Source organism: Georgenia soli, from assembly GCF_002563695.1.
Taxonomy (GTDB): Bacteria; Actinomycetota; Actinomycetes; order Actinomycetales; family Actinomycetaceae; genus Georgenia; species Georgenia soli.
Map to the genome: position 1 here is coordinate 1,396,356 of NZ_PDJI01000004.1, position 25,610 is coordinate 1,421,965.

At 73.1% G+C, this 25,610-nt stretch carries 23 protein-coding genes; 10 read left to right on the forward strand and 13 right to left on the reverse strand.

What is annotated here, in order from left to right:
* The first annotated feature begins 302 nt into the window (after positions 1–302).
* From ATJ97_RS07590 to ATJ97_RS07600, 3 genes are all read left to right on the forward strand, one after another.
* Complete coding sequence (locus tag ATJ97_RS07590) at positions 303–1,739, forward strand: coiled-coil domain-containing protein (protein WP_143426930.1); 1,437 nt, start codon at positions 303–305, stop codon at positions 1,737–1,739.
* Positions 1,736–2,965 (forward strand): DivIVA domain-containing protein, encoded by a 1,230-nt coding sequence (locus tag ATJ97_RS07595; RefSeq protein ID WP_143426932.1) that lies wholly within the window; start codon positions 1,736–1,738, stop codon positions 2,963–2,965. Before ATJ97_RS07590 ends, ATJ97_RS07595 begins: the two co-directional genes overlap by 4 nt.
* Positions 2,966–3,200: 235 nt before the next feature.
* On the forward strand, positions 3,201–5,195 hold the full coding sequence (locus ATJ97_RS07600; RefSeq protein WP_170037231.1) for a SpoIIE family protein phosphatase: 1,995 nt from the start codon (positions 3,201–3,203) through the stop codon (positions 5,193–5,195).
* A gap of 81 nt (positions 5,196–5,276) precedes the next feature.
* Here ATJ97_RS07600 and ATJ97_RS19715 read toward each other — a convergent pair whose 3' ends face one another.
* Positions 5,277–5,426: a hypothetical protein gene (locus ATJ97_RS19715; protein ID WP_170037234.1), complete on the reverse strand. Its 150-nt coding sequence runs from the start codon at positions 5,424–5,426 to the stop codon at positions 5,277–5,279.
* 275 nt (positions 5,427–5,701) lie between these two features.
* On the opposite strand from ATJ97_RS19715, the gene ATJ97_RS07605 reads away from it, so the two are divergent.
* Positions 5,702–5,977: a hypothetical protein gene (locus ATJ97_RS07605; RefSeq protein WP_098483226.1), complete on the forward strand. Its 276-nt coding sequence runs from the start codon at positions 5,702–5,704 to the stop codon at positions 5,975–5,977.
* A gap of 184 nt (positions 5,978–6,161) precedes the next feature.
* The gene (locus ATJ97_RS07610; RefSeq protein WP_098483227.1) at positions 6,162–6,695 is read left to right on the forward strand and encodes a septum formation family protein; all 534 of its coding nucleotides are present in this window, start codon (positions 6,162–6,164) and stop codon (positions 6,693–6,695) included.
* A 232-nt stretch (positions 6,696–6,927) separates the two neighbouring features.
* Here ATJ97_RS07610 and ATJ97_RS07615 read toward each other — a convergent pair whose 3' ends face one another.
* Complete coding sequence (locus tag ATJ97_RS07615; RefSeq protein ID WP_245862256.1) at positions 6,928–7,581, reverse strand: dihydrofolate reductase family protein; 654 nt, start codon at positions 7,579–7,581, stop codon at positions 6,928–6,930.
* Between the two features lie 447 nt (positions 7,582–8,028).
* On the opposite strand from ATJ97_RS07615, the gene betT reads away from it, so the two are divergent.
* The gene (gene betT, locus ATJ97_RS07620; protein WP_098483228.1) at positions 8,029–10,263 is read left to right on the forward strand and encodes a choline BCCT transporter BetT; all 2,235 of its coding nucleotides are present in this window, start codon (positions 8,029–8,031) and stop codon (positions 10,261–10,263) included.
* A gap of 284 nt (positions 10,264–10,547) precedes the next feature.
* Here betT and ATJ97_RS07625 read toward each other — a convergent pair whose 3' ends face one another.
* Positions 10,548–12,395: an FAD-dependent oxidoreductase gene (locus tag ATJ97_RS07625; RefSeq protein ID WP_098483229.1), complete on the reverse strand. Its 1,848-nt coding sequence runs from the start codon at positions 12,393–12,395 to the stop codon at positions 10,548–10,550.
* 235 nt (positions 12,396–12,630) lie between these two features.
* On the opposite strand from ATJ97_RS07625, the gene ATJ97_RS07630 reads away from it, so the two are divergent.
* The gene (locus ATJ97_RS07630) at positions 12,631–13,365 is read left to right on the forward strand and encodes a phosphatase PAP2 family protein (protein ID WP_098483230.1); all 735 of its coding nucleotides are present in this window, start codon (positions 12,631–12,633) and stop codon (positions 13,363–13,365) included.
* Between the two features lie 58 nt (positions 13,366–13,423).
* Positions 13,424–13,669, forward strand: a complete 246-nt coding sequence (locus ATJ97_RS07635) for a DUF2530 domain-containing protein (protein ID WP_098483231.1) — start codon at positions 13,424–13,426, stop codon at positions 13,667–13,669.
* A gap of 200 nt (positions 13,670–13,869) precedes the next feature.
* Here the strand turns inward: ATJ97_RS07635 and ATJ97_RS07640 are convergent, their stop codons facing one another.
* Positions 13,870–14,673, reverse strand: a complete 804-nt coding sequence (locus tag ATJ97_RS07640; RefSeq protein WP_098483232.1) for an FkbM family methyltransferase — start codon at positions 14,671–14,673, stop codon at positions 13,870–13,872.
* Between the two features lie 92 nt (positions 14,674–14,765).
* Between ATJ97_RS07640 and ATJ97_RS07645 the strand changes: the two genes are divergently transcribed.
* A complete protein-coding gene (locus ATJ97_RS07645) occupies positions 14,766–15,449 on the forward strand; it encodes a hypothetical protein (protein WP_098483233.1) in 684 nt (227 codons plus the stop codon).
* Between the two features lie 74 nt (positions 15,450–15,523).
* On the opposite strand, the gene ATJ97_RS07650 is transcribed toward ATJ97_RS07645, so the two are convergent.
* From ATJ97_RS07650 to ATJ97_RS07685, 8 genes are all read right to left on the reverse strand, one after another.
* Positions 15,524–16,738, reverse strand: a complete 1,215-nt coding sequence (locus ATJ97_RS07650) for a GmrSD restriction endonuclease domain-containing protein (protein WP_245862257.1) — start codon at positions 16,736–16,738, stop codon at positions 15,524–15,526.
* 100 nt (positions 16,739–16,838) lie between these two features.
* Positions 16,839–17,285, reverse strand: a complete 447-nt coding sequence (locus ATJ97_RS07655; RefSeq protein WP_098483234.1) for a DUF3592 domain-containing protein — start codon at positions 17,283–17,285, stop codon at positions 16,839–16,841.
* Between the two features lie 12 nt (positions 17,286–17,297).
* A complete protein-coding gene (locus ATJ97_RS07660; protein ID WP_098483235.1) occupies positions 17,298–18,356 on the reverse strand; it encodes a hypothetical protein in 1,059 nt (352 codons plus the stop codon).
* Between the two features lie 101 nt (positions 18,357–18,457).
* Entirely contained in the window at positions 18,458–20,110 is a 1,653-nt protein-coding gene (locus ATJ97_RS07665; protein ID WP_098483236.1) for an SLC13 family permease, read from the reverse strand.
* Positions 20,111–20,326: 216 nt separating this feature from the next.
* Positions 20,327–21,085, reverse strand: coding sequence for a sulfite exporter TauE/SafE family protein (locus ATJ97_RS07670; protein ID WP_098483237.1), 759 nt, complete (start codon positions 21,083–21,085; stop codon positions 20,327–20,329).
* A 113-nt stretch (positions 21,086–21,198) separates the two neighbouring features.
* Positions 21,199–21,432 carry a biotin/lipoyl-containing protein gene (locus ATJ97_RS07675; protein ID WP_098483238.1) on the reverse strand — a complete coding sequence of 78 codons (234 nt, stop codon included), beginning with the start codon at positions 21,430–21,432 and terminating at the stop codon, positions 21,199–21,201.
* Entirely contained in the window at positions 21,429–22,460 is a 1,032-nt protein-coding gene (locus tag ATJ97_RS07680) for an alpha-ketoacid dehydrogenase subunit beta (RefSeq protein WP_098483239.1), read from the reverse strand. The genes ATJ97_RS07675 and ATJ97_RS07680 overlap by 4 nt, the downstream gene beginning before the upstream one ends.
* Positions 22,457–23,407, reverse strand: a complete 951-nt coding sequence (locus ATJ97_RS07685) for a thiamine pyrophosphate-dependent dehydrogenase E1 component subunit alpha (RefSeq protein WP_483866845.1) — start codon at positions 23,405–23,407, stop codon at positions 22,457–22,459. Before ATJ97_RS07685 ends, ATJ97_RS07680 begins: the two co-directional genes overlap by 4 nt.
* A gap of 346 nt (positions 23,408–23,753) precedes the next feature.
* On the opposite strand from ATJ97_RS07685, the gene ATJ97_RS19720 reads away from it, so the two are divergent.
* Entirely contained in the window at positions 23,754–24,095 is a 342-nt protein-coding gene (locus tag ATJ97_RS19720; RefSeq protein WP_170037237.1) for an STAS domain-containing protein, read from the forward strand.
* Between the two features lie 128 nt (positions 24,096–24,223).
* Here the strand turns inward: ATJ97_RS19720 and ATJ97_RS07695 are convergent, their stop codons facing one another.
* Complete coding sequence (locus ATJ97_RS07695) at positions 24,224–25,543, reverse strand: ANTAR domain-containing protein (protein WP_170037240.1); 1,320 nt, start codon at positions 25,541–25,543, stop codon at positions 24,224–24,226.
* Positions 25,544–25,610: the final 67 nt, after the last annotated feature.

Here is a 25,610-nt window from a genome sequence, read left to right on the forward strand (position 1 = left end):
GCCTTAAGCAACGTTAAGTGGGGCCTGACGACCGTCACGCCGGGCCGGTATGCCCGGTCGTGGGGGGGTCTGCCAGGTCTGCCCGGTCGTGCCCTTTCTGCCCGGTGTGCCCCGTCTGGCCGGCGCGGAGCAGGTGTCCGCTGTCCGGCGGCCCCGGGATAGAATCGGGCTCGGACGTCCCCATTTGCGTCGGCGCAGGCCCGGGTCGGTCATCCGCCCTGGTCACTCGGCTGCGGGAACCGCCGACGCCGATCGAACGACAGGACCAGCTGAGCCGAATGCCCGCCGTGCAGCCTCCGGAGGTGAGCCAGGTGGACGCCGTGATCTCGCCGGACGCTGGCGTGGCGCTCCCGCCACCCGCGGCGCCGACGACGGCGGACGAGGCCGTCCATCTGCTCTCGCTGGCCCAGCGTCACGCCGACGCGATCCGCGCCGAGGCGGACCGGCTGCACGCCGAGGCTCTGCGCCTGCACGCCGAGGCCGAGGAGGCGCGACGTGCCGCCGTCGTCCAGCTGGACGAGGCGCAGGAGGAGGCCACCCAGCTCGTCGCCGACGCCGCCGAGCAGGCGGCCCTCGTGCTGGCGGAGGCAGACCGGGCGCGCGACGAGGTGCTGGGTGAGGCGGAGTCGGCCGCCGCGGTGGTGCGCGCCCGCGCGGAACGGGCCGCCGTCGAGGCCGACGGGCGGTCCGCGCGCCTCGTCGAGGAGGCACAGGAACGCAGCCGGCAGCTCCTGGCCGAGGCGGAGGCCGAGGTCGCGCGGCGCACGGCCGCCCTCGCCGCCGAGGAGGAAAGGGTCCGTCAGGCCGGCGCCGACGAGGCGGAGCGGACGGTGCGCGAGGCCCGCGAGGAGGCCGAGCGGCTCCGAGCGGACGCCGCCGACGCCGCCGACGCGATGCGCGGCGAGGCGACGACGGAGCTGGAGCGGGCCCGCGGCCACGCGGCGGCCGAGCTGGCCACGGCCGCGGAGCAGGCGGCCCGGATCCGCGACGAGGCACGGGCCACCGCGGAGGCGGACATCGCCCTCGCCGCGGAGCAGATGGACTGGACGCAGCGCACGGTCGAGCAGCTGGTGTCCGCGGCCGAGCTGGAGGCCGAGCGGCTCCACGGCCGGGGCCACGCGGCCGCGGCCGAGAGGGTGCGGTCGGTCCGCCGTCGTCTGCAGCCGGTGATCGGCGCCGTGGCCGCCAAGGTCCGCGCGCGGCTCGCAGCCGCCGAGGAGGCCGCGGCGGCCGTGCGGGCCGAGGCCGACGACCACCTGGCGTCCGCGCGGGCGGCGGCCGAGGCGGAGCGTCTGAGCGCCCGGGAGGACGCCGCCCGGACGCTGGCCGAGGCGGAGGCGCGCGCCGCCGCGATGGTGGAGCGGGCGGAACGGCGCCTTGCCGGCGCGGAGCAGGGCGCCCGCGTGCTGCGGGAGCAGGCTGCCCAGCAGTCCGGAGCCGCCCAGCGCGCGGTCCAGGACCGGCTCCGCGAGGCCCGCACGGAGGCGGCGAGCCTCGTGGCCGAGGCCCGGACCGAGGCCGACGACCTGCGCGCCCGTGCGCGCGAGCTCCTCGACGCCGCCCGCGCCGAGGTGCGCGCCCTCACCGAGCGCCGCGACCGCATCGCGACCGAGCTGGGTCAGCTCTCCGGCGTCATCGACGCCCTCGCGGTGCCCGACCCCTTCCCTGACCTCTCCCCCGACCCCCCGTCCACCGACGACCTCACCACCCACCACGACAAGGAACGCGACGCCCGATGAGCCAGACATCCTTCCGAACCGTCCTTCGGGGCTACGACCCCGCCGAGGTCGAGCAGCACCTCGGGGAGCTGACCGCGGCGCTGCAGGGCGCCCGCGAGCAGACCGACGAGCTCGCCCGCCGGGTGCAGGCCCTCGAGGCGGCCGAGAGCGCCGCGGCGGCCGCGGTCACCGAGGCCAACCGTCAGCGGGAGGAGGCCGAGCGCCGCGCCGAGCAGCCGGCCCCCGAACCGACCTGGTCGGACTTCGGCGCCCGGATCGGCTCGATCCTGCAGCTGGCGGAGGAGGAGGCCGAGGAGCTGCGGGAGACCGCGCGGCAGGAGGTGGCGGAGCAGCGGGAGCAGGCGGCGGCGGAGGCCGAGGGCCTGCGGGCCGAGGCGGAGCGGTACGCCGCGCAGACCCGCAGCGCCGCCGAGGCGGACGCCACCCGCACCCTCGAGCGCGCCCGCCGCGAGGCCGACGACATCCTCGACCAGGCCGACCACGACGCCACCGTGCGCCGCGAGGAGGCCGAGGCCGTGTACGAGCAGCAGCGCGCCCGGGCGGCGCAGGCGGCGGCGGACTTCGAGACGACGCTGGCGCAGCGCCGGCAGCAGGCGGAGGAGGACTTCGCGAGCCGTGCCGTCGCCGCGGAGCAGCAGCTGGTGGCGGTGCAGAACCGCGCGGAGCTGATCCGCTACGAGAGCGAGCAGCTGCAGGCCGACGCCGAGCAGAAGGCCCGCCGCGCGCTGGAGGAGGCCGAGCGGCAGGCGCACGAGCTCGTCAGCGAGGCCCGGACCCGCGCGGAGCGGATCCGCAACGAGTCCGACCGCGAGCTGGCGGCCGCCACCCAGCGCCGCGACAGCATCAACGCCCAGCTCGCCAACGTCCGGCAGATGCTGGCCACGCTCACCGGTGGCAGCGCCCCCGTCGACCCGCTGGCCGTGCCCGCGCCCGCGCCGCAGGCGGCGCCTGTGGCCGAGGCGACGGACGGCGGCCAGGCGGTCCCGGCCGACGACGCAGCAGCGGCCGACGACGCGACCACCGCCGACGACGCGTCGGCCGAGGATCCGACGGCCGAGAACCCGACGGCCGGTACCGGCGATGCCGACGACGGCGACGCGACGCCCGCCGCCGTCGACGACTCCGCCGAGGCGGGTGCGCCCACCCCCACGGAGGATGAGCTGGCCGATGCGGACCAGCCGGACTCGGTGGAGCCGGCGGAGACGGCCGGGGCCCGCGCGCGCTGACGCCGAGCCCTGCTGCGGGGACCCACGAAGGGGGCGAGGTCCACGGACCCGCCCCCTTCGCCGTCGTCCCGGGCAGGCAGCCAGGCCGGCCGACGAGGCCCCGTCCCGGCCGCGGATCTCGTCGCGGCCGCACCCGGCTGAGCGCCGCACGCGCCCTCCGTTGTGCGGGTCCGCGTTATCGTGGCGCCGGGTGGCCGGACGCGACCCGCAGGCGCAGGACGAAGGGCGACGAGGAGTGGCAGACCACCCCGACGAGCGAGCAGGAGGCCGCGACGGCGGCACCGCAACGACCCCGCACCAGCTCGCGGCCGCGGGCGTCGGCACCTACGAGGTCGACCTGGGAACCCGCCGGCTGAGCACCGACGCGAGCGCTCGGGAGATCTTCGGCGCCGACTCCGTCACCGAGCTCGAGCAGCGCGTGCACCCCGACGACCTGCCGCCGCTGCGGGACGTGCTGAACGGGATGCTCGGGGACGAGCCGGAGTACGACCTGCGCTTCCGGGTGCGCGACGGTGACGGGACCGTGCGGTGGGCCGCCACCCACGGCCGCCTGCAGCGGGATCCCGACGGCGCGCCGAGCCGGCTGATCGGCGTGGTCTTCGCCGCCACACCCGTGCGCGAGGAGTACCTGCCCGACGCCGCGTTCCTGGAGACGGTGCCGGCGGCGTTCATGGCGCTGAGCCACTTCTGGCGGTTCACCTACGTCAACACGGCCGCCGAACGCGTGCTGGGCCGCACCCGGGAGGAGCTGCTCGGCCACGAGCTGTGGGAGCTCTTCCCGGCGCTCGTGGGCTCGGAGTTCGAGCACCAGTACCGGCGGGCGATGACCACCGGGCACCCCGTGGCCTTCGACGCCTTCTACGCCCCGCTGGACGCCTGGTACGAGGTCCGTGCCGCACTGGGCCCGCACGGGCTCTCCGTCTACATCCTCGACGTCACCACCCGGCACGCGCTGCAGGAGCACACCGAGCGGGCCGCCCGCCGGACGCAGCTGACGGCGCGCCTGATGACCGAGCTCGTCGGCACCCTCAACGTGCAGGAGACGGCGAGCCGCATCGCACGCACGGTCGTCCCGGAGCTCGGGGACTGGGGCGTCGTGTCGGTGGCCGGGCTGGACGACGTGGGCGGCCTGCGGGGCATGGCCGACGTCGGCTGGTGGCACCCCGACCCCGCGCGCCGACCCCTGGTGGAGCGGTACGCCCATCACCGGCAGGAGGCCCTGCGGGACGACTCCTTCCTCAACCGCGCGCTGGCCAGCGGCGAGGTCGTCAGCGTGCCGGCGGACGCCGTCGCACGCATCCAGCAGGCCATGGCCCCCGGGCCGGCTCGCGAGCTCATCGCCGAGCTGGCTCCGGCCTCCGCGACGATGCTGCCGCTGCGATCCCGCGGCCGCACCCTCGGCGCGATCAGCCTGTTCAACGGCCCGGGCCGCACGCCGCTGGGCGGGGCGGACCTCGAGACGGCCCGCGAGATCGCCGACCGGGCCGCCCTGGTCCTCGACAACGCCTACCTCTACCAGCGGCAGCGGCAGGTGGCCGAGGAGCTGCAGCTCTCGCTGCTGACCGACCCGCCGGTCCTGGACCACCTCGACGTCGCGGTGCGGTACGTCCCGGCGGCCGAGGCGGCCAAGGTGGGCGGCGACTGGTACGACGTCTTCGCCCCCGGCCGCGACGCCACCGTCGTCATCGGCGACGTCACCGGCCACGACCTCCACGCCGCCGCTTTCATGGGGCAGATCCGCTCGCTGCTGCGCGGCATCGCGGTGACCACCGGCTCGGGTCCCGCAGACCTGCTCGCCGAGGTCGACCGCGCGCTGCACGCGCTCGGGCACACCACGCCCGCCTCCGGCGTGGTCGCCCAGCTCGACGCGCACACCCAGCCCGTCCGCGTGCGCTGGTCCAACGCCGGCCACCCGCCGCCGATGCTGGTCCGGCCGGACGGCGCCGTGGAGATGCTGGCGGGCTCGAACCTGCTCCTCGGGGTCCGCCCCGGCACGCAGCGGTCCGAGTCGGCGCTCACCCTGGAGCCGGGCGCCACGCTCCTGCTCTACACCGACGGGCTGGTCGAGCGCCGCGACGGTGGGCTCCTCGCGGGGGTCCGGCGGCTGCGCGGGGTCCTCGCCGAGGTGGGCGCCCTGGGCGTGGAGGAGCTGTGCGACGCCCTGCTCGCCACCCTGCTGCCGGACCAGCCGGACGACGACGTCGCACTCGTCGTGATCCGCCCCCGCTAGGTGCGGCCACGAGCCAGGCTCCGACGTCGGCAGTCAGGGGCGGACCGACGTCGGCAGTCAGGGGCGGACCGACGTCGGGAGTCAGGGGCGGACGGGCTCCAGCTCCCGCTCGGCCTCCGCGAGCACGGCGAGGGCCTGCGCGGCGGCGGCGACGGTCTCCGGGCCGTACTCGATCCCGAGGTGGCGGAGCGCGGCGACGAGTCGCGCGTCGGGCCGTGAGATCTCGAGCATCACGACCGTCCTCTCGTGAGGGACCGTCAGGGGGCCGGGTGCAGACATGGAACAGCAGAATCGGGCGGACGTCCGGTGAATGAAGCGGCTCGTTGACGCCGCATCCCGTCGGTTTTGTTGCGCAATCGGCAGACTGGCGGGCGGTGCTTCCGTACCGTGGGTCCGAGTCGGGATTCCCGGTGGCGGGGGCGCCGCCCGGCAGCGTGCGGGAAGTATCCGAACGCTGCTCTCCAAAAGTCTGCGGTGACTCCAGGCATCCCCATATCTTGGGACTCGTGGCGGCATACCTGGTGACCTATGACCTGCATCGGCCGGCCTGTGCCTACCCGGGCCTCCTCGAGCAGCTCGCCAAGTTTCCGGCCTCGTGCCAGGGGCTGGACTCCAGCTGCTTCGTCGTCGCCGAGGGCACGGCCGACGACGTCCGCGACGCGCTCGTGCCCCACCTCCACCCGGGCGACGGCCTCATCGTCACGGCGCTGACGAGCAGCATCGCCTCGTGGACCGGGCTCCGCCCGGAGGCCCGGCGCTGGATCCACACCCACATGAACTGAGGCGACGAACGCCGCGTCGCCCGGACGCGGAGCCCAGGGCTCTCCCAAGACTCGTAAAGGCGCAGGTCAAGCAGGTACGGCGCTGGATACATGTGACCGAACCGAGACCATATTTGGCCGCGGTGCGTCCGGAGCCGGCCCTAGTCTGCCGATCACACCACCTGAACAAACAGAAAGTCCGAACATGCGCAAGACAGCACTGGCCGCCCTGGCCCTCGCCGGCACCTTCGCCCTCGCAGGCTGCAGCGACAGCGCCGGGGAGGAGGCGGCCGCCCCCGCTCCCGCGACCTCCGCCGCCGCCGAGGAGACCCAGGCGGAGTCGGAGACGGTCGACGCGTTCGACGTCGAGGTCGGCGACTGCATCCTCTACCCCGAGGAGCAGGCCGCCGAGCAGGCGACCGGGACCACCGAGGCGCCCGCCGAGATCGAGACCGTCTCCTGCGACCAGCCGCACGACAGCCAGGTCTACACCGTCTTCGACCTGCCCGGCGGCGACTTCCCCGGCGACGACGAGATCATCGCCGCCGCGGACGAGCGGTGCGGGGCCGACTTCGAGGGCTTCGTCGGCAACTCCTACGACAACTCCGTGCTCGACATCGAGTACTTCTTCCCGTCCGAGGAGTCCTGGAACTTCGACGACGACCGCGAGGTCGCGTGCATGGTCTACCACATGGAGGGTGAGCAGCTCACCGCCTCCGCCGAGGGCTCCGCGCTCTGAGCAGGCACCTCCGCGTGGAACCACGGTGACGCCGTAGCACCTCGGTAGCCGGCGAACCGCCCGCGCGCCTCCCGTCCGACGGACGGGAGGTGCGCGGGCGTTCTCGTTCCAGCCGGGCCTTTCAGGCCTGGAGCGTGGCGGTCAGCCTCGTGCCCGTGCGCCGAGACCAGGTCTGGCACCCGCGGGCCCGAGGCACGATCGACGAAAAGCCGGGGCGCCGTCGTCGCCAAGGTCAGGCCGCGGGAGAGCCCGGCGGCCCGGGGAGGACGGTCGGCACGTACTCCAGCAGCTGGAGCCGGCGGTCGAACGTGCGGCTCTGGACCAGGTCGAGGGCGACGTCGGGATAGCCCTCGAAGATCCGCTCACGGCCGGTCCTGCCCGTGATCACCGGGAAGACGACCAGCCGCAGCCGGTCCACCAGTCCGGCGGCGAGGAGCGACCGGCACAGGGTCAGGCTCCCCATCGTGCGCATCGGTCCGGCACCGCTCCGCTTCATCTCCGTCACGGCCGCCACGGCGTCCCCGCGCACCAGGCGGGTGTTCGGCCACGGCGGCTCCCCCTCGAGCGTCGAGGAGAAGACGATCTTCTGCGCCCGGCCCAGCTCGTCGATGCTCGACTGCTCGTCCGTCGGCTCCTCGGCGGCCGCGGCGTCGAACTCGGCGGCGAAGCCGGACATCAGCCGGTACGTGTTGGCGCCCATCAGGATCGTGTACCTGCCCTCGGGCTGCTCCTCGAGCCAGTCGAGGTACTCCGGCCCCTCCAGCCCCCACCACCCCGGCCACCCCTCCGCGGACGCGAAGCCGTCCAACGAGACGATGAAGTCCACCAGCAGCTCCGACCGGGACGTCCCGAACATGTCGGACGCCCCGCCGGTCTCCTCGGCCATGGGTCTCTTCCTTCCTCCGCGACGTTGCGGCACGCCCTGAGCGCCCGCCGGACGGGGCCCGCCCGGGTCGGGCTACGAGAACGCAAGCACACTTCGGGCTTTTCCGGCACCCCTCTCCCGCATCCCGCTCACCGCGGGAGTGGCGCGGTCAGCACTGCTAACCCGCCGCCGCGCAACGCCAGGCGGTCCCTTGACCCGGGGCAGGCCCGGCCCGACAGCCGTTGGCCCGGGCTTTGCGTGACCTTGATGACTTTTCCGACATAGCGTTGGAATGCGGGCGGCTCGTACGTATCGTGAAAGGCGAGCCAGTGTCCCCACGGCGGTAGCACGGCTGGGTGCTTGAACCGCCGGGACCGGTCTCCCCGTGTCGCCTCGGAACTGAGGAGTTGGCTGCGGCTCGCGCCCTGCCGCCCCGCCCCAGATCAGGTCCCGAGGCAAGGAGAACGCGTGACAGCCGAGCACGAAGCGACACCCAGCACCGAAGAGTCGAGGATCGACCGCGGCCGGTTCGGCGCGACGGAGCGGCGCCGGCCCCGGACCGACGACGAGCGCCGGGCCCCCATCTCCAGCGCCGAGCTCAGCAAGGGCCCCACCGAGCTGGCGGAGGACCGCGGCCCGCGCGTGAACTGGCGCGTGTTCATCATCTCGGCCGCCGTGATCGTGGCCTTCTCGCTGTGGGCGATGCTCGCCCCCACCCACGCCGCGAACGTCATGCGCGAGATGGTCCTGGGCATCGCGACGAACCTCGGCTGGGTCTACGTCGTCACCGTGGTCGCGGTGATCCTCTTCGTGCTCTGGGTGGCCTTCTCGAAGGAGGGCCAGGTGCGCCTGGGACCGGACCACTCCCGGCCCCAGTACAACCTGTTCACGTGGGTGGCCATGCTCTTCGGCGCCGGCGTCGGCATCGACCTGCTGTTCTACTCGGTCACCGGCCCGATCGCGCAGTACATGATGCCGCCGACGGGCGACCCGCAGTCCGCCCAGGCCGCCCAGGACGCCGTCGTGTGGACGATGTTCCACTACGGCATCTCCGGCTGGTCGATGTACTCCCTGCTGGGGATGGCGATGGGCTACTTCGCCTACCGGTGGGGCATGCCGCTGTCGATCCGCGCGGCGCTGTACCCGCTGCTCGGCAAGCGGGTGCGCGGCGCCGCCGGTGACGCCATCGACATCTTCGCCCTCATCGGCACCGTCTTCGGCGTCGCGACCTCCATGGGCATCGGGGTCGTCCTGCTCAACGTCGGCTTCTCCTGGCTGTTCGGCCTGCCCGAGGGGCTGGCGCTGCAGATCGCCCTGGTGCTGGTCGCCGTCGTCATGACCATCGCCGGCTGCCTCTCCGGCGTGGACAAGGGCATCCGCATCGTCTCGGAGCTCAACCTGTGGATCGCCGGCGCGATGATGCTCTACATCCTCGTCACCGGGCAGACCGCGTTCCTGCTCAACGCCCTCGTCACCAACATCGGCCGGTTCATCGGCACCCTGCCCGCCCGCACCCTGGAGACCTTCGCCTACGAGGCCGACGGTGCCAGCTGGATGGGCGGCTGGACCCTCTTCTTCTGGGCGTTCTGGCTGGCGTGGGGCCCGTTCGTCGGCCTGTTCCTGGCCCGCATCTCCCGCGGCCGCACCCTGCGCGAGTTCGTCATCGCCGCCATCACCGCGCCGGTGCTGTGCGACTTCGTCATCGTCTCGATCTTCGGCAACTCCGCGCTGTCGGTCGTCATGGGAGGCGACACCGAGTTCGCCCAGCTCGCCATCGACCAGCCGGAGCAGGGCTGGTACGCGCTGCTGGAGATGTTCCCCGGCGCCGCGTTCCTCATCGGCCTGGCCACCCTGTCCGGCCTGCTCTTCTACCTCACCAGCGCCAACTCCGGCGCCATGGTGATGGCGAACTTCTCCTCCACCATCCCCGACCCCGCCCAGGACGGCGCCAAGTGGCTCCGGATCTTCTGGGCCGTGGTCACCGCGCTGCTGACCATCGCCATGCTCGTGGCCGGCGGCGTCACCACCATGGAGTACGCGACGCTGATCTTCGCCTTCCCGGTCACGATCATCGCCTACCTCGTGATGGCCTCGTTCTCGAAGGTGCTGCGCATGGAGCGGGCCGAGCGCGAGGGGCAGGTCGTCCGCCGGCGCTCCGCCGCGGCCCACGGCGGCCAGGTGCCCGAGAAGACGTGGAAGCAGCGCCTCGCCCAGCTGCGCTCGTACCCGTCGAAGCGGGCGGTCGCGCAGTTCATGGAGCGGGTGGTGCACCCGGCCCTGACCGCCGTCGCCGCCGAGTTCCGGGAGCAGGGCTACGAGGCGACGCTGACGACCACCCCGAACCCCGAGACGGACGTCGACGAGCACACGCTGGTGGTCAACATGGAGGAGCACCGCGACTTCCACTACCAGACGGCCGCGGTCCAGGCCCCGGTGCCCAGCATCGGCGGCCGGCCCATGTCCAAGGGCGACGACATCTACTACAAGATCGAGGTCTTCACCCAGACCGGCACCGAGGGCTACGACCTCATGGGCCTGACCCAGCAGCAGGTCATCAACGACGTCCTCGACCGCTACGAGGCGCACCTGTCGTTCCTGCGCTACTCCAGCGAGCACGACTACGCTTCGGTCCTCACTCCCGCGGCCCCGGCCGGCCCGCCGGTCCCGGTCGTCGCGGACGACGTCGAGCGCGTCGAGAGCTAGGCCGTCCCCACGACGGATGGTCGGCTCCCGGCACCGGACCGCACCGCCGTCGCACACTCGGCTTCCGCCGTCGGGCTCCGCGCGATATCAGCGCTACCGCTCGCGACCGGGGCAACACAACAACGGGGAAGATCCCTGTCGTCTGGCGACAGTGATCTTCCCCGTTGTCGTCCGTCAGGGCGTCTGGATGCCCTCATTTGCCCGGACCGGTGAAGGACACCTTTTCAGCGGGTGCCAGCCCGGCAGGAGTGGTGCGAGCCTGGCTCGCACCACTCTCGCGTGGCTCACGCGGAGACGCGCGCCGCCTGCGTGGAGGCCTGCCGACGGGCTGCCTCTCGTCCCGCGAGGTGACCGAACACCAGGCCGAGCGAGATGGTTCCGCCGGCGCCGCCGTAGAAGCCCTTCGTGGGCGCGCCGCCCGCGTTGCCGGCGGAGTACAGGCCCGGGATGACCTGGCCCTCCTTGTTGAGCGCCCGGCCGACGGCGTCGGTCCTCGGCCCGCCCACGGTGCCGAGCGCGCTGGCCTCGACCTTGAGCGCGTAGTACGGCGCGGTGTCGATCGGCCCGAGCACGCTCGACCGGGGGCTCTTGAGCACGGGCCGGATGATCTTCGCCAGCGGCCCGACCACGAGAGAACGGATGCGCTCGAAGTCGTTCTTCTTCGCCACCCGTCCGGCGAGCTTGCTGACGACCGGGCCGATCGCGCCGGCGATGGCCGTGCGAGCCTTGGCGGTGGCGGCGGGGAACCGCGCGTCCGGCGAGTTCTTGCCCAGCCGGGGGTAGTAGGCGCCGAAGTAGCGGTCGAACATCGTGCCGCCGCGGTTGAACTCCGGGTCGCGGGCGCGTGCAGCCTCGGGGTTGAACCGGTCGACGGTGCGGAGCAGCCCCACCTCGTCGACCCCGATCTTCGCCGCGAGCTCCGACAAGGTGCTGGCGCGCTCGAGGTAGTCGGGCACCTCCCCGCCCGGGGTGACGCCGAAGATGCCGAACTTCTCCCAGTAGTTCTGGTCGAAGATCAGCCACGCGGTGGCGTTCGGCATGGTGCCCGTCTCCGGGTCGATCTCGCGCATGATCTGGCCGAACTGGTCGTAGGCCAGCGCCTCGTTCGCGAAGCGCTCACCCTTGCTGTTCACCATGATGCTGTGCGGGAGGGCCCGCTCCCCGAGGAACACGCGAGCCAGCGGGCGGCCCTCGAGCTCCTCACCGGGGAGCTGCACGCCGGGCATCCACCAGGCGTCCTCCATGCCGGTCAGGTCGGCGCCGACCTCCTCGGCCAGCTGCACGGCGATGCCGTCGTGCCCCTTGGGAGAGACCTGCACGCCGAAGGGTGCGCCGAGGTAGGCCGTGGTGGTCTCGTCCGAGCTCTCGAACCCGCCGCTGGCCAGGAGCACGCCGCGGGTGGCGCGGACCGTGTGCTCGGCGCCGCCGGAACTCACGACGACGCCCCTCACCTCGGAGTCCTCCACGACCAGTCGGGTCGCGGGCGCCTCGACGCGCACGTCGACACCGTTGCGCAGGGACGCCTCGAGCAGGGCCCCGACAAGTGCCGGTCCGGCGAGCCAGACGTCGTCGATGCCGATCCCGCCGAGCAGCCAGAACGGGAGCGGGTTCTTGGCCATGCCGGTCGTCAGGGCCGGTCGCACGTACTTCGCGGCCTCGCCGAGCCCCGCGGGCGAGTACGGCCCGGGGAAGAGCGCCCGGCCGACGGACGCGCCGTCGATGTCGGAGCGGTAGTCCGGCCAGATCGTCGGGATCCACCCGAAGGCGGTGTGCTTCTCGATGTACCTGGCGACGTAGGGGCCGGTCTCCAGGAACTTCTCCACGAGGTCGTGGTCGAGGGTCTGGTCGCGGCCCTGGCCGTAGATGTACCGCCGGGCCTCGTCCAGAGAGTCCTTCACCTTCAGCTCCTTGGTGGAGAAGCCGTGGTTGGGGATCCACGCGGCGCCGGCGGAGATCCCGGTGGCGCCACCGACCAGCTCCCGGGACTCGACGACGAGAACGCGCGCTCCCTCCTTGGCCGCTGTGAGGGCTGCCATCAGCCCCGCCCCGCCGGACCCGACGATCGCGACGTCGACCTCCTCGGGGAGACCCTCCTCCGCCACCGTCCCGATGGATCCTCGCTCGAACTTCATGGCAACTTCCTCCAACCTGGCCGGCCTCGCGCCGGCGGAACCACACAGTCAATGCAATCGCATTCAATCCTCCGGTCCAACGCCCGGCCCACCTCGGGCATTCCCGACGACGATCGGCCGCCGCGGTTCTGACAGGACGCGCCGATGACCGGAGGCGTTCCCGACGGCGGTCGTCACGTCGGCCGGGCAGGCCCAGGGCGTCGGCGGGTCGGGACGTTTCTGGCACGCTGGGTCGGTGAGCGAGGGCAGCCCGGGGCGTCGGGGCCCGGCCGCGCCGTCGGCCGTCCGGCTGGCTTTCCCGCGCCGGTCCCCCTGGCGGTCCGCGCTGCTGCTCCTCGGCTGGGCGGTGCTGCTGCTGACCGCGGCCACAGGCGTCGGCCTGCTGATCGGGTCAGGCGTCTCCCCGACCGACCGCGCCGTCGTCGCGTGGGCGGCGAGCGTGCGCACGGCCCCGCTGACGTCCGGGATGACCACGCTGACCGAGCTCGGCTCCATGCGCACCCTCGGCCCGCTGCTGGCCGTCGCGGCCGCGTGGCTGGTGATCCGCCGTCGGCCCGCGTGGACGGTGGCCGCGTGTGCCGCGGCCGTCGGGATCGTGGTCCTGGTGGACACGACGAAACTGCTCGTCGGCCGCGTCCGGCCGTCGCTCGGTCCGGTGCTCGACGTCGTCTCGCCCAGCTTTCCCTCAGGGCACGCGGCGCAGTCGGCCGCCGTCCTGGTGGTCCTCGCGGTAGTTCTCACGGGGCACGGGTCCGCCCGGGCGGCGGCGCCCGCGGTCGCCGTCGTCCTCGTCGTCGGCGTAGGTGTCACGCGGGTGTATCTCGGCGTCCACTACCCCAGCGACGTGCTGGCGGGCTGGCTGCTCGGGGCGCTGTGGGCCGCCGTCGTCCTGCGGGTGGTGGCGCAGCCGGGGCCGGAGTCGGGTGACGGTCCTGCCCGCGCGGTCGGCCGGGCGTCAGCTGCCGGGTGACTACCGGCCCACGAGCCGAGCGGATCCCCACGTCACCGCTGGCCGATACGCTCGGACCATGGCGAACCTGCACCTGTTCCAGCGCCGCGCGGACCCCCCGCCGGCCAAGGTCAACGCCATCACGCTGACGGTGGACGGCACGGTGCTGTGGGGCGTCGCCACCGTGGTCATCGCCGTGCTGGCCGGGCAGGGCCGGGTGGACGAGAACTGGCTGCACGTCTGCTACGCCGGGCTCGCGATGGGTGTCCTCGGGGTCGGCTGGGGCTTCGTCCACGAGCACCGCGGACGCCGCCGGAGCACCTGACGCCAGGGGCGAAGGCGCCGTCGGAAAAGATCCGTGGTCGAACCGGGAACCATTCCGCACCCGCCGGTGTTGTACTGGGTACCCCCGGGGGCGACGGTGCGGCTTTCCCCCAGACGCATCGGCTGCCTCCGGGGGCCTTTTCTCTGCCTCCGCCGGCCGTGGCAGGCGGCACGCCTCCCAGGAGGCGGCGCCCGTTGCCCTCACCCGCGGGAGCGGCCGCCGGTTCTCGGACGATCGGCTCCCCCGCGTCGACCGGCACCAGCACCGACGGCGTAGACGTCTCCGGGGCGTTCGTCGGCCGGGAGGCTCGCGAGCACGTCGCTGATGCCCGCGGCGTCCAGCCAGCCGGGCGTGGCGAAACGGAAGGACTCGAGCCGGGAGAACGTGAACCGGTAGTCGCCGAGCTCGGTCAGCCGCTTCACGCACCCGAGCGCCCGGTCCATCACCACGGGGATGTACTCGAAGGAGAGCGCGGGCAGGGGCCGCGTGAGGCCGCGCAGCGCCTCGAGCTCGAAACCTTCCACGTCGATCTTGCAGAAGTGTGGCGTGCCGTGACGCTCGATCAGCTCGTCCAGCGTCCGCACCGTCACGGTCACCTCGCCGTCCCACGTGGTGGCCCGGAAGCTGGCGGCGCGCTGCACGTCGTCCACCCACGAGTGCGCCAACGTGGAAACGGTGGGGGTCCGCGTGCTCACGCGCATCTGGGCCGTCCCGCGTTCCGCCCCCACCGCGCACGCCTCGATCTGCACACCGCGGTCGCGCCCGTAGAGCAGCTGGAGGACCCGGACGAAGTCCGGCTGGGGCTCGACCGCCACCACCCGCGCACCGATCCGGCGGAACGCCAGCACCCGGTTGCCGGCGTGCGAGCCGACGTCGAAGGCGAGATCCCCGGGGCCGACGAACGCCCCGTAGAAGGCGCGTTTGCGGCGCTGCCCCCAGTCGGTGCCGTAGGACCAGGCGAGGGACCGGAACATGCCGCGGGCTCGGGCGAGCGCGTGAGCCATGTGGCAGCCTCTCACGGTGGTCCGGCGGTGTGCAGGCGTTCTCCCGTTCGGGTACGTGCGGTCGAGGAGGCACTGCCTGCCAGACTCGTGACATGCACGAGGACGACTACCCGAGCCGCAAGCGCCTGTGGGAGCCGACCGAGAAGGCGCTCAAGGACGACACCGCGGACCTGCGCGCGGCCGTCCTGCAGGCGCGCGGCCAGGCCGTCTGGGGCAAGGCCGTCACGGCGGTCGACGACGTCACCACCGTGCCCGACCTCGGTCGCTACCTCCCGCCCCGCCCGCGGCTCGACGAGGTGCTGCTCACCGAGCCTCCGGCGATCGTCGTCCGGGCCGTGAACCGGTTCGTGCTCGTGCTCGCCGAGGCGGCCCTGATGCGGCAGGTGCAGGAGGCGTCGACCCGGTTCGAGGCCGACGACCGCGTCCGGGTGTCCGGCTACGCGGACGGCAACGCCGACGAGGCGATCGAGATCCTCCTGACCGACCTCACCCCCGGGCTTCACGAGGTGATCGCCCGCCGGCGCCGCTACCGCCTCGGCGAGATCCCCGACGACGTCAGCGGTGAGAACTTCGTCGAGCAGGACCCCTACCCGTGGACCACTCCCCGCCGGGACGCCTGCTGGGAGAGCACGGCTGCGAGCTGGCAGGCCCAGTTCGCGGCCCTGGCCGCGGACATGACGGTCGCCGACGACGTCGCCCGCGCGATCGCCGCCCCACGACTCGGCTCGTCGCGCACGTCGGTCCGGATGACGCCGCGCGCGATCCTCGGCGACTGATCACCGGGCCGCACCGACCTCACCGGGCCGTCGTGGGCCCCGCCGAGCGTCCCCGCCCGTCGACGCGGCCGGGGTCACTCGCAGACGACGCCGTCGCCGTCACCGTCCCGGTACCAGTCGTACTCCGCGTCCCGGCCCGCCACGTAGGGGCCGTAGCCGGCGGCGAGCGCCTCCTTGCAGGTCCCGAACCGCGGGTCCCCCGCTCCCCCGGGGGCGGCGGGAGCGGGCGCGGGCGCCGGGGCAGGTGCGGGAGCGACCGGGGCGGGAGCCGGAGCCGGGGCCGGAGCAGGTACCGGCGCCGCAGCCTCGCGCTCAGGCGCCAGCGGAGCTGTCTCGCCCACCGGCAGCGGCTCGTCCGGGCAGGTGGACAGCACGCCGACCATCGCGTCGCGCTCCGCCTCGGTCACCCACAGCTCGTAGCCGACCTTCACCGCGACCTGCCGCGCGACGTACGCGCAGCGGAACGCCTTGTTCGGCGGCAGCCAGGTGGCGGTGTCTCCATCACCCTTCTGCGCGTTCAGCGGTCCGTCGACGGCGAGCAGGTTGAGCGGGTCGTTGCCGAACTGGCGCATCCGCGACTCGTCCCACTGCTGCGCGCCCTTCTGCCAGGCGTCGGAGAGGGCGACCACGTGGTCGATCTGCACGTCGCTCGAGGTGTCCACGCCCCGCACGAAGGGGATGACGGCCCCGGAGTACGGGTCGGCCAGCATCCCGGTGTCGACGACGCAGCCGTTGCTCCCCGGCCTGATCGACACCTCCGTGAGGTCACGGCGCAGGACGTCGTTGCGCACGTCGCAGCCGTTGCGGTCCAGGTCCACCTCGCGGTAGGCGAAGAGATCGCGGTCGTACCCGGTCTTCGGCGCGCGGCCCTTGACCTCGAGCGTCCCGGCGGCGGCCAGCGCGCTCCCGGGCGGCGCCTCCGCGGCGGCCTCCGGGGCCGTCACCCCGCCGGCGGGCGTCGGGCTCGGGGCCGACGACGGCGCCGCGGTGACGTCCGCCGTCGCCTCCGCCGTCGTGGAGGGAGAGCGGACGACGGCGGGAGCGGCCGCCGGCTCCGGCTCGCTGGAGGCGGCCGGGATGGTCGCGGCACCGAAGCCGAGGAGCACGAAAGATGCGACGACGGCGCGCGCCCCGCCCTTGCGGCCGGGCAGGGAGAGCACCGTGCGGCCGGTGACGAGCGCGAGCAGCCCCATCAGCAACGCGCCGAGGCCCAGCAGCATCAGGGCGCCGGTGAGGCCGTCGACGGCGAGGCCGAGGAGGATGACCGCAACGGTGACGATGCCGCGCATGCGCCAGGGAGATCTGCGCGGAGGAGCTGCTTTTACGGACACCTTTCGATGTTACGTTTCACGGGAGCGCGGCGATGTGGAATGCGGCGTGCCGCACCTCTCAGGCGCCGGTCAGCGCCGCGATCCCGGCCAGCGCACCGAGCGACAGGAACAACGCTCCGACCAGGCCGAAGATCTTCACGAAGGTCCGGGTCTGGGTGTCGCCCTCGATGAACCACCGGGTGGGTCTGTCGGGGTCGTACCGGACGCGCACCTGCTCGCCGACGTCGTAGCCGACGTCCACGTGGCCGTGCGTCCGCGCCCCGACGCGGAAGGTCGTGCCCTTGTTGACGGTCACCTGCTTGCGCCGGTCGTACACCCGGTCGGCGACCTCGTAGCGGATCACCGGGTAGTACATGTCGCTGGAGCGGACGATCCGGACCACCGAGCCGTCAGTGACCGCGGTGCACAGCCTCTCCATCCTCGTGACGAGGAAGTGGTTGACGCCCGCCGCCACCAGGGCGAACACGGCACCCACCCCTGCGAGCACGAGAGCGGCGACGTCCACGGTCCGTTTCTATCACCGGGGGCCGGTTCGCCCCCGTACGGCGTCCATGGGATCCCGGCCGTCCCCCGCGGGTGCTCCCGCTCCGGACCGCGTCCGCGCCGGAAGCAGGCTCGCCCCGCTCAGCGCACAACCCCAGGCGATCGCGAGTGCGCCCCACAGCGAACCGAGGGAGGCGGCGACGTCCTGGTACAGCAGCGAGAACGCGCCGAGCAGGATCCCCGTCAGCCCCGCGGTCGCCCCGGCCAGCCGCACGGAGCCCCGGCCGAGCACCGCGGACACCGGCAGGGCGAGCACCGCGAGAGTGCCCGCGGCCTGTGCCGGCCAGTGGTCGATGCCGTTGGTGAGGTAGGAGTCGACGTGCCGGGCCGTGGAGCAGAGGTGCCACAGGTAGACGAGCCACGGCGCGGCGCCCAGCGCGACGACACCCAGCACGGCGGTCGTGGCCCGGTCCCGCACCGCGGGCCCCCCAGACGGCCGACGCCGCGACACGGCGGCGAGCAGCCACGCCGCAGCCACCGTGGCGAGCAGCAGGATCGCGCCGTTGCGCGAGCCGGCCGGGTAGTAGTCGCCGGAGGTCCGCATGAAGCCGCCCCACGGGAGACCCGCGAAGACCGCGAGCGTGGCCGCCGCCCACCCCACGGTGAGCCGGCGCCGGTCGCCCGGCCGACGCCGTCGTCCCTCGCGTGCCGGCCACGCCACGGGAAGGGCCGTCACGGCCAGGACGGCGCCGAAGAGCAACAACGCCGCGTCCAGCGAGAGCGCGGCGACGGGCACGGTGCATGCCGCGACGACGCCGAGCTGGGTCACCACCGCGCGACCGAGGTCGGGGCGCAGCACCAGCGCCAGCAGCGGGAGCACCACGAGGCAGCTGAGGTAGATGCCCCACCCGGCCTCGAGCATCGCCTCGTCCGCGGCGAAGAGCGGGTGGCCGGGCGGGATGACCACCCACAGGTCCGTCGTCGCGAACCCCACCGTGGACCAGGCCAGCGCCAGGACCAGGGCGACGGCGCGGAGGAAGGTCGCCCGCTCCGCCGTCGGGACGCTGGCTGCGGTGAGGCGCGTCGTCGGCACGGCGGGAGCGTAGCGACGCGACGCGCGTTCACGGGCCCGTTCGGACGCCGCTCCCGTCAGAGGCTCCCGCCGCCCGCCGTGGTCGAGCCCGACCCGCGGGGCTACCCCAGCCCGAGCAGCGCGCCCATCCCCATCACGCCGGCGACGATGAGCACGATCCCGACGATGTCGAAGACAATCCCAGAGCGGACCATCTTCATGATCGGGACCATGCCGGTGCCGTAGACGATCGCGTTCGGCGGGGTGGAGACCGGCAGCATGAACCCGAAGGACGCCCCGAAGATCGCGGCGACGGCCGGGATGACGGGGTTGACGCCCGCGGCCTCGGCCAGCGGGATGACGATCGGCACCACCACGCCGACGCTCGCGGTGTTCGACGTCGTCTCGCTGATGATGACCGCGATGACGGTGGCGAGGAGCGTCAGGCCGAGCAGCGAGCTGACGCCGAGGAGGTCGCTGAGCGAGGCGCCCATCGTCTCGGCCAGGCCGGTGGAGCCGAGCAGGCTGCCGAGGGTGATGCCGGCGCCGAAGAGGAGGATGGTGCCCCAGTCGATCTTGGTGGCGTCGTTCCAGCTGATGGTGAACTGGCGCCGCGAGAAGTCGACGGGCAGCAGGAACAGCAGGCTCGCCGCGACGACGGCGACGGCACCCTCGTTCATGCGCGCCGTGACGTTCTCGTACAGCGCCCCCTCGCCGCCGGTGACGAGACCGACGACGCCGGGCGTCACCCACAGCACGACGGCGACGGCGAAGGCGATGAGGGTGTTCCGCCCGCCGGGGCCCATGGGGCCGAGCTGGTCGCGCTCCAGGCGGACGTACTCGTCCACGCCGGAGATGCGCTTGACCTCGGGCCGGTTGAGGGCGACGAGGATGACGCACAGCGCGACGAACATCAGCAGCACGATCGGGAAGGCGAGCACCATCCACGTGAAGAACGGGATGGTCTCCCCCGTCGCCTCCTCGATCAGCCCGCGCCCGATGAGGTTGGGCGGGCTGCCGACCGGGGTGAGCAGGCCGCCGACGCTCGCGCCGTAGGCGACCATGAGCATCAGGGCGGTGGCGAAGCGCAGCCGTCGAGGGTCGAGCTCCTTCCCGGCCTCGGCCGACATGACGCCGGCGATGAAGGTGACGATGCCGACGCCGATGGGCATCATCATCGCCGCGGTCGCCGTGTTGGAGACGAAGGCGCTGAGCAGCGCGGTGATCGCGCCGAACGCGATGATGATCCGCACGACCGAGCTGCCCACGCCCGGCAGGCTCAGGACCCCGAAGGCGAAGCGGCGGTCCAGGCCGTGCTTGCGCATGGACTCGGCGATGATGAAGCCGCCGAGGAAGACGAACAGGGTCGGGTTGCCGAAGAGGGCGAACACGTCGGCGGCCGGCGCGACCTCGAAGATCACCACGAGCGAGATCGCGAGGATCGCCGTCACCGGGATCGGGATGGCCTCGGTGATCCAGTAGACGATGACGAAGGTGAGGATCCCGGCCAGGCGCTGGGCCGGCTCGTCGAGCGTGCCGGTGGCGAGGTAGACGGCGATCCCGGCGAGCGGGCCGAGGAACAGGCCGGCCGTGCGGCGCAGCCGCTCCAGCCTCTGCTCGGCCGGGCTGAGGATCTCCTGCACCTCGTCGAACGTGCGGTAGGTGCCCCCGGTTCGTTCGGTGGTGGGGCCGGGCGGCGCCGACGCCCGCTCGGCGAACCCGGTGGCGGTGGCGGGCTGCTCCGGCCCCGGCCGGCTGCGGTTGCTGTCAGACATGCTCTTCGCTCCTTCGCGACGGGCAGACCTCGAGAACCACATCATGAGGGGACGGCGCACGGTCGGCATCTCGGGTGCCGGCGGAGGGGGCCGCGGCTCGGCAGCCTGGTTCGCCGCCACCCTGCGACCGCTGCACGACACCGCGAGCGCCACTGGCGCACTGCGCTCGCCGTGTCGAGCAGCGCTCGTGGGCGGGCGCCGAGCGGCGTTCCGCACTCAGGTCGTCGTCACGAGCCTGGCGACCCCGCGCACGAGCGTCCCCATCGCCCCGACCGACACCACGACGACGGCGAGCCGGCGCGCCGCGCCAGCTGAGACCCTGCGTGCCACACGTCCGCCGAGCAGGACGCCGACCGGCACGGCGCACGCCACGGCGGCCACCAGCCACCCGTCGGGCGGACCGGCGGGACCCGCCGCGCCGACGCCCAGCTTGGTCACGAGGGACACCGTTCCCATGGTGAGGAAGATCGGCTGGAGCGTGGCGGCGAAGGGCCGCTGCTCCCACCCGGTGGCGCGGGCGTAGATCAGCATCGCCGGCGCGGCCACGCCGACCGCGGTGTTGAGGAAGCCCCCGACCACGCCCGCGGCCAGGCCCGGGACCCGGCCGCCCACGACCGGCATGCCCCGCCACAGCACCGCCCCGCCCAGGCCGGTCAGCACCACGACGCCGATGATCACCTCGAGCACGCCGGTGTCCGCCTCGCGGACCAGCAGCGCGGCCGGGACCGCCCCGAGGACCACCACCGGAGCCACGACGGCGTAGCGCCGCCAGTCGATCTCCGCCCGCGCCGCCAGGGTCAGCAGGAGCGCGGACATGATCGTCGTCGCGTTCGTCAGCATCACGCCGGTGACGGGCCCGATCGCGAGCGCGAGTGCAGGAGCCACCACGAGGCCGGTGCCCATGCCGCTCGTGCGCTGCAGCACGCACCCCAGGATGACCGCGGCCAGCACGAGGGCCAGCAGCCCGGCGTTCATGGGACCACCCTCGCCGGTCTCAGCCGCTCAGGCCAGCCATCAGCTCGTAGCGGACGAGCACGCACGAGCGCGCCCACCGGGTGTGGGTCCGGTGGGCGCGCCGCGTCGTGTGCCTACTCGATCCGCGCGATGGGCGCCCCCTGCCTGACGGCGTCGTCCTCGGCGACCAGGAGCCGTACCGTTCCGGCGGCCGGGGCCGTCACCTCCGCGTCGACCTTGTCCACCTGCACCTCGCCGAGGAGCTGCCCCTCGGACACCTGCTCGCCGTCGGCGACGTACCAGGTGGCGAGCACCCCCTCGGTGTCGGGCCTGGTCTCGTCGAGGGGCGGGAAGAGCACGTCCGTCATGCCAGCACCCTCCGCACCGCGGCCTCGATGCGCTCCTGCCGCGGCAGGACGGCGTACTCGAGGTCGTGGGCGTACGGGATCGGGATGTCCGGCATCGTCACCCGCTGCACCGGTGCCTTGAGCATCGACGGATCCTTGTCGGTGATCGTCGCGGCCACCTCCCCCGAGAGCCCGAAGGAGAGATAGTCCTCGTCCACGACGACGAGCCGGCCCGTCTTCCCCACGGACTCCAGGATCGCCTCCCGGTCGAGCGGCACGAGCGAGCGCAGGTCGAGGATCTCGGCGCTGACGCCCTCGCCGTCGAGCCTCTCGGCGACGTCGAGCGCGTGGTGGACGGACAGGGAGAGCGTCACCACCGTCACGTCGGTCCCGGGCCGGACCACGTTGGCCTTGCCGCTGGGCACGAGGTGCTCACCCTCGGGGACGACGTCGATCGCGCGGCGGTTCTTGGCCATCCAGGGCAGGCCCATGATGCCCTTGTGGAACATGTACACGACGGGGCTGTCGTCGCGGATGGCGGAGGTCATCAGGCCCTTGGCGTCCGCCGGGTTGGACGGCACGACGACCTTCATCCCCGGCAGGTGCGCGAAGGTGGCCCACAGGCACTGCGAGTGCTGCCCGCCGTCGGAGTACCCGCCGCCGACCGCCGTCGTCAGCACCATCGGCACCTTGACGTTGCCGCCGGAGAAGTAGTGGATCTTCGCCATGTGGTTGTAGATCTGGTCGAGGCAGACGCCCATGAAGTCGGCGAACATCAGCTCCACGATCGGCCGCATGCCCTCGGTGGCCGCGCCGATGCCGAGGCCGATGAACGCGGTCTCCGAGATCGGGGTGTCGATGACCCGGTCCTTGCCGAACCTCTCGAGCAGGCCGGTGGTGGAGGAGAAGATGCCGCCGTACTCGCCGACGTCCTCCCCCAGGTACACGACGGTCTCGTCGCGCTCCATCTCCTGGGCGATGGCCTCGACCATCGCCTTGGAGGTGTTGAGGCGCCGGGTGGCCGGCTGGGTGGGGGCGGTGGTGGTCATCGGTCCTCCTCGGCGAAGACGTGCTTCATGACGTCGGCGACGTCGGGCACGGGGCTGTCCTTGGCGAAGGCGACGGCGGCCTCGACCTTCTCGGTGGCCTGCTCCTTGGTCCGGGCGACGGCTGCGTCGTCGAGGACGCCTGCCTCCCGCAGCCGGGTCTCGTACAGGGGGATGGGATCGAGGGCGGAGACGCTCTCGAGGTCCGCCCGGTAGCCCTGTGCGTCGCCCTCGAAGTGGCCCCACATCCGCAGGGTCGCGACCTCGATCAGGCTCGGGCCCTCCCCCGCCCGGGCGCGGCCGACCGCCCGTTCGGCTGCGGCGTAGACGGCGTCGACGTCGTTGTGCTCCACCCGCTCGCCGGGGATCCCGTAGGCGGCCGCCCGCACGGCGTTGGACGGCACGGACGTGGACGCGGTCCGCGGGACCGAGATGCCCCACTCGTTGTCCTCGACGACGAACACGACCGGGAGCTTCCACAGCGCGGCAAGGTTGAGGGACTCGTGGAAGGCCCCCTGGTTCGCGGCCCCCTCACCGGTCACGGCGACGGCGATCCCGCCGGTCCCCCGACGTTTGAACGCGAACGCCATGCCCAACGCGGGCGGGTAGCCCTCGGCGATGATGCCGGAGCAGGAGAAGTGCGTCTCGGGGTCGAACAGGTGCATGTGGCCGCCTCGGCCGCGGCCGAGGCCGGTCTCACGGCCGAAGATCTCGGCGGTCATCTTCTTCAGGTCGACGCCGTGGGCGACGGCGAAGTGGTGCGGCCGGTGCGTGGCGGTGACGGCGTCGTCCGTGGTCAGGTGCGCGCACACCCCCGCCGCGACGGGTTCCTGGCCGGCGGAGAGGTGCATCTCCCCCGGGACCAGGCCCTTGCCGATGTCGAAACCGGGTCCCTTGTCGGCGTGGTACTCGCGGAGGATGGCCTCCTCGAAGGTGCGGGAGAGCACCATCGTCTCGTAGAGCCGGGCCCGTACGTCGTCGGGCAGCTCGGGTGCGGGTGACCCGGCGTCGGTGGGTGCCGGGACAGGTGCCGGCCTGGACACGTCTGTCGACATGGTTGCCTCCGTTGGCTAGATGTCCTTGCTCTCACTCTGGTTCGTCCGGCAGCCGCGGGCAACGGTCGAGATTTCAGATGGTGATAGCGGCACGCGTGGGCGCTTTGCCCGTCGACAACTGCCGGTGCGCGCGTGCACACTCGACGGAGACGGAACGTCGTCCCGAGGCTCCAGCACAGCGGCCAGGGACCGAGGTGCGGGGTCCTCCGAGGGGGGCCGCACAGGCGAGGTGACGACGTCGATGATGCCCACCGGACAGACCGCGCGATCGCGGCACGAGGCGGGCGCTGTCGCGCTCCTGACCACCGAGGGCGCGGTGCGGCTGGTGCTCTCCGGGCCGATCGACCAGCTCTGCGCCGCGGACGTCGACGCGGCCGTGGGCGAGGCCGTCGCGTCCGGGCTGCCCGTCGAGGTCGACACCCGCCACGTGACCTTCATGGACACCGCGGGCGTGGCGGCGCTCCAGTCGCTCACCGCAGCGTTCCCGCTGCGCGCCACGTTCGTCACTCCCACGGACCTCGTGCGATTCCTCCTCCAGGTGACCCACCTCGACGAGTCGGTGGAGATCGCGCCGGAGACCTAGAGCCAGCCTGAGTCGGGGGGACGGTCGGGCCGTCGGTGCAGGGGGCACCGGCGGCCCGGCGCCGTCCCGACCGAGCACCGACCGCCGGGGGTTCGGCAGCGCCTGAACCTGGAGGGGCCGCGGCCTGCTCAGCCCTCCGTCGCCGTCCTCCCCGCACGGCGCCCGGCCGCCTCCTGCACGATCCGCGCCGCCAGCACGCGCAGCTTCACGTTGCTGTCGCGACTCCTCTTCACCAGCCGGGCGAAGGCCTCGTCGGCGTCGACGCCGGCCTGCGCCATGATGACGCCCTTGGCCTGCTCGATCGTCGCGCGCGACTCCAGCGCCTGGCTGAGGGTCCGCGCGGTGTCCTCGAGCTCCGCCTTGAGCTCGATCTCGTGGAGCACCGCCGCCATGGCCGCCACCAGCAGCTCGGCGACGTCGCGCAGCCCGCCGTCGAACCCGTTCAGCTCCGTGCTGTAGAGGGCGAGCACGCCCACCGGATCGTTGCCGGCCGTGATCGGCAGTGCGAGCACCGACCGCACGCCGGACCCGGAGGCCAGGTCGGTGAGGCGCCGCCAGCCGCTGTGCCCGAGCAGGTCGGCCACCTGCACCGCCCGCCGGTTGTCCCAGGCGTCGAAGCCAGGCCCCTCCATCGCCACCATCTGGGCGCCGTCGACGACCTGGGCCGCCTTGGAGGTGGTCGCCACGAGCTGGGGCTCGCGCGGTGTCCCCACCGTGACGCTGACCCCGGCATCCGGGCGGAGCGCCTGTGCGCAGATCTCCGCCAGGCGCGCGACGCTCGCCGCCCGTCCGATGCGGTGCAGCGGAAGCTTGCTCATCTCGACCAGCGCGGCGGCCGCCGGCGGGCGCAGGACCGCCGGGAGCCCGTACTCCTCGCGCGCGCCCGAACGAAGCAGCACCCAGGTCACCTCGGTGACGTCCGTGACGGCGTCGTACGACACGCTCGCCACCAGCTCGGTGCTGGCCCCCTCCCCACCGCGGGGCACGAGCGCGACGACCTGCCGGAAGGGCGCGTGCTCCCGTACCGCCGTCGCCAGCCGGCGGCGCAGCTTCGGGCGGTCCTCGGCGAGGACGAAACTGACGAGCGGGCGGCCGGGCAGGCTCTCGGCCCGGACGTGCAGGAGCTCGGCAGCGGCGGCGTTTCCGGACCGGATCAGCCCGTCCGCGTCGCTGACCACGACGGCGACCGGCAGCACCTGGATCAGCCGCTCGTGCTGCCACCGCCGGGTGTGCACGCTCTCCAGCAGCCGTGCCACCTCGGCACGCTGCATCCGGATCTCCTCGTCGGCGACACGCAGCTCCTCGTGCGCGGACTGCAGGTCCGCGAGCAGGGCGTCGGAGTCGGCGCGACTCAGCGCACCCCGGACGGCCTCGATCTGCTTCTCGAGCGCGTCGAGCTGGTCGTCGAAGGCATCGGCCGGACCGCCTGCCTGGGAGTGCTCCACCACAGGTGGCTCCTCGCATCCCGTCATGCTCAGCCACGGCCGTGCTCCCGTGACCACCACACTGTGGCAA

What these genes read in the sequence shown, in the direction of transcription:
- ATJ97_RS19720 (WP_170037237.1), top strand. Translation starts at nt 23,754, where the DNA reads ATGATGCCCACCGGACAGACCGCGCGATCGCGGCACGAGGCGGGCGCT.
- ATJ97_RS07635 (WP_098483231.1), top strand. Translation starts at nt 13,424, where the DNA reads ATGGCGAACCTGCACCTGTTCCAGCGCCGCGCGGACCCCCCGCCGGCC.
- ATJ97_RS07680 (WP_098483239.1), bottom strand. Translation starts at nt 22,460, where the DNA reads ATGACCACCACCGCCCCCACCCAGCCGGCCACCCGGCGCCTCAACACC.
- ATJ97_RS07645 (WP_098483233.1), top strand. Translation starts at nt 14,766, where the DNA reads ATGCACGAGGACGACTACCCGAGCCGCAAGCGCCTGTGGGAGCCGACC.
- ATJ97_RS07670 (WP_098483237.1), bottom strand. Translation starts at nt 21,085, where the DNA reads ATGAACGCCGGGCTGCTGGCCCTCGTGCTGGCCGCGGTCATCCTGGGG.
- ATJ97_RS07610 (WP_098483227.1), top strand. Translation starts at nt 6,162, where the DNA reads ATGCGCAAGACAGCACTGGCCGCCCTGGCCCTCGCCGGCACCTTCGCC.
- ATJ97_RS07665 (WP_098483236.1), bottom strand. Translation starts at nt 20,110, where the DNA reads ATGTCTGACAGCAACCGCAGCCGGCCGGGGCCGGAGCAGCCCGCCACC.
- ATJ97_RS07650 (WP_245862257.1), bottom strand. Translation starts at nt 16,738, where the DNA reads ATGCGCGGCATCGTCACCGTTGCGGTCATCCTCCTCGGCCTCGCCGTC.
- ATJ97_RS07640 (WP_098483232.1), bottom strand. Translation starts at nt 14,673, where the DNA reads ATGGCTCACGCGCTCGCCCGAGCCCGCGGCATGTTCCGGTCCCTCGCC.
- ATJ97_RS07685 (WP_483866845.1), bottom strand. Translation starts at nt 23,407, where the DNA reads ATGGTGCTCTCCCGCACCTTCGAGGAGGCCATCCTCCGCGAGTACCAC.
- ATJ97_RS19715 (WP_170037234.1), bottom strand. Translation starts at nt 5,426, where the DNA reads ATGCTCGAGATCTCACGGCCCGACGCGCGACTCGTCGCCGCGCTCCGC.
- ATJ97_RS07615 (WP_245862256.1), bottom strand. Translation starts at nt 7,581, where the DNA reads ATGGCCGAGGAGACCGGCGGGGCGTCCGACATGTTCGGGACGTCCCGG.
- ATJ97_RS07675 (WP_098483238.1), bottom strand. Translation starts at nt 21,432, where the DNA reads ATGACGGACGTGCTCTTCCCGCCCCTCGACGAGACCAGGCCCGACACC.
- ATJ97_RS07595 (WP_143426932.1), top strand. Translation starts at nt 1,736, where the DNA reads ATGAGCCAGACATCCTTCCGAACCGTCCTTCGGGGCTACGACCCCGCC.
- ATJ97_RS07625 (WP_098483229.1), bottom strand. Translation starts at nt 12,395, where the DNA reads ATGAAGTTCGAGCGAGGATCCATCGGGACGGTGGCGGAGGAGGGTCTC.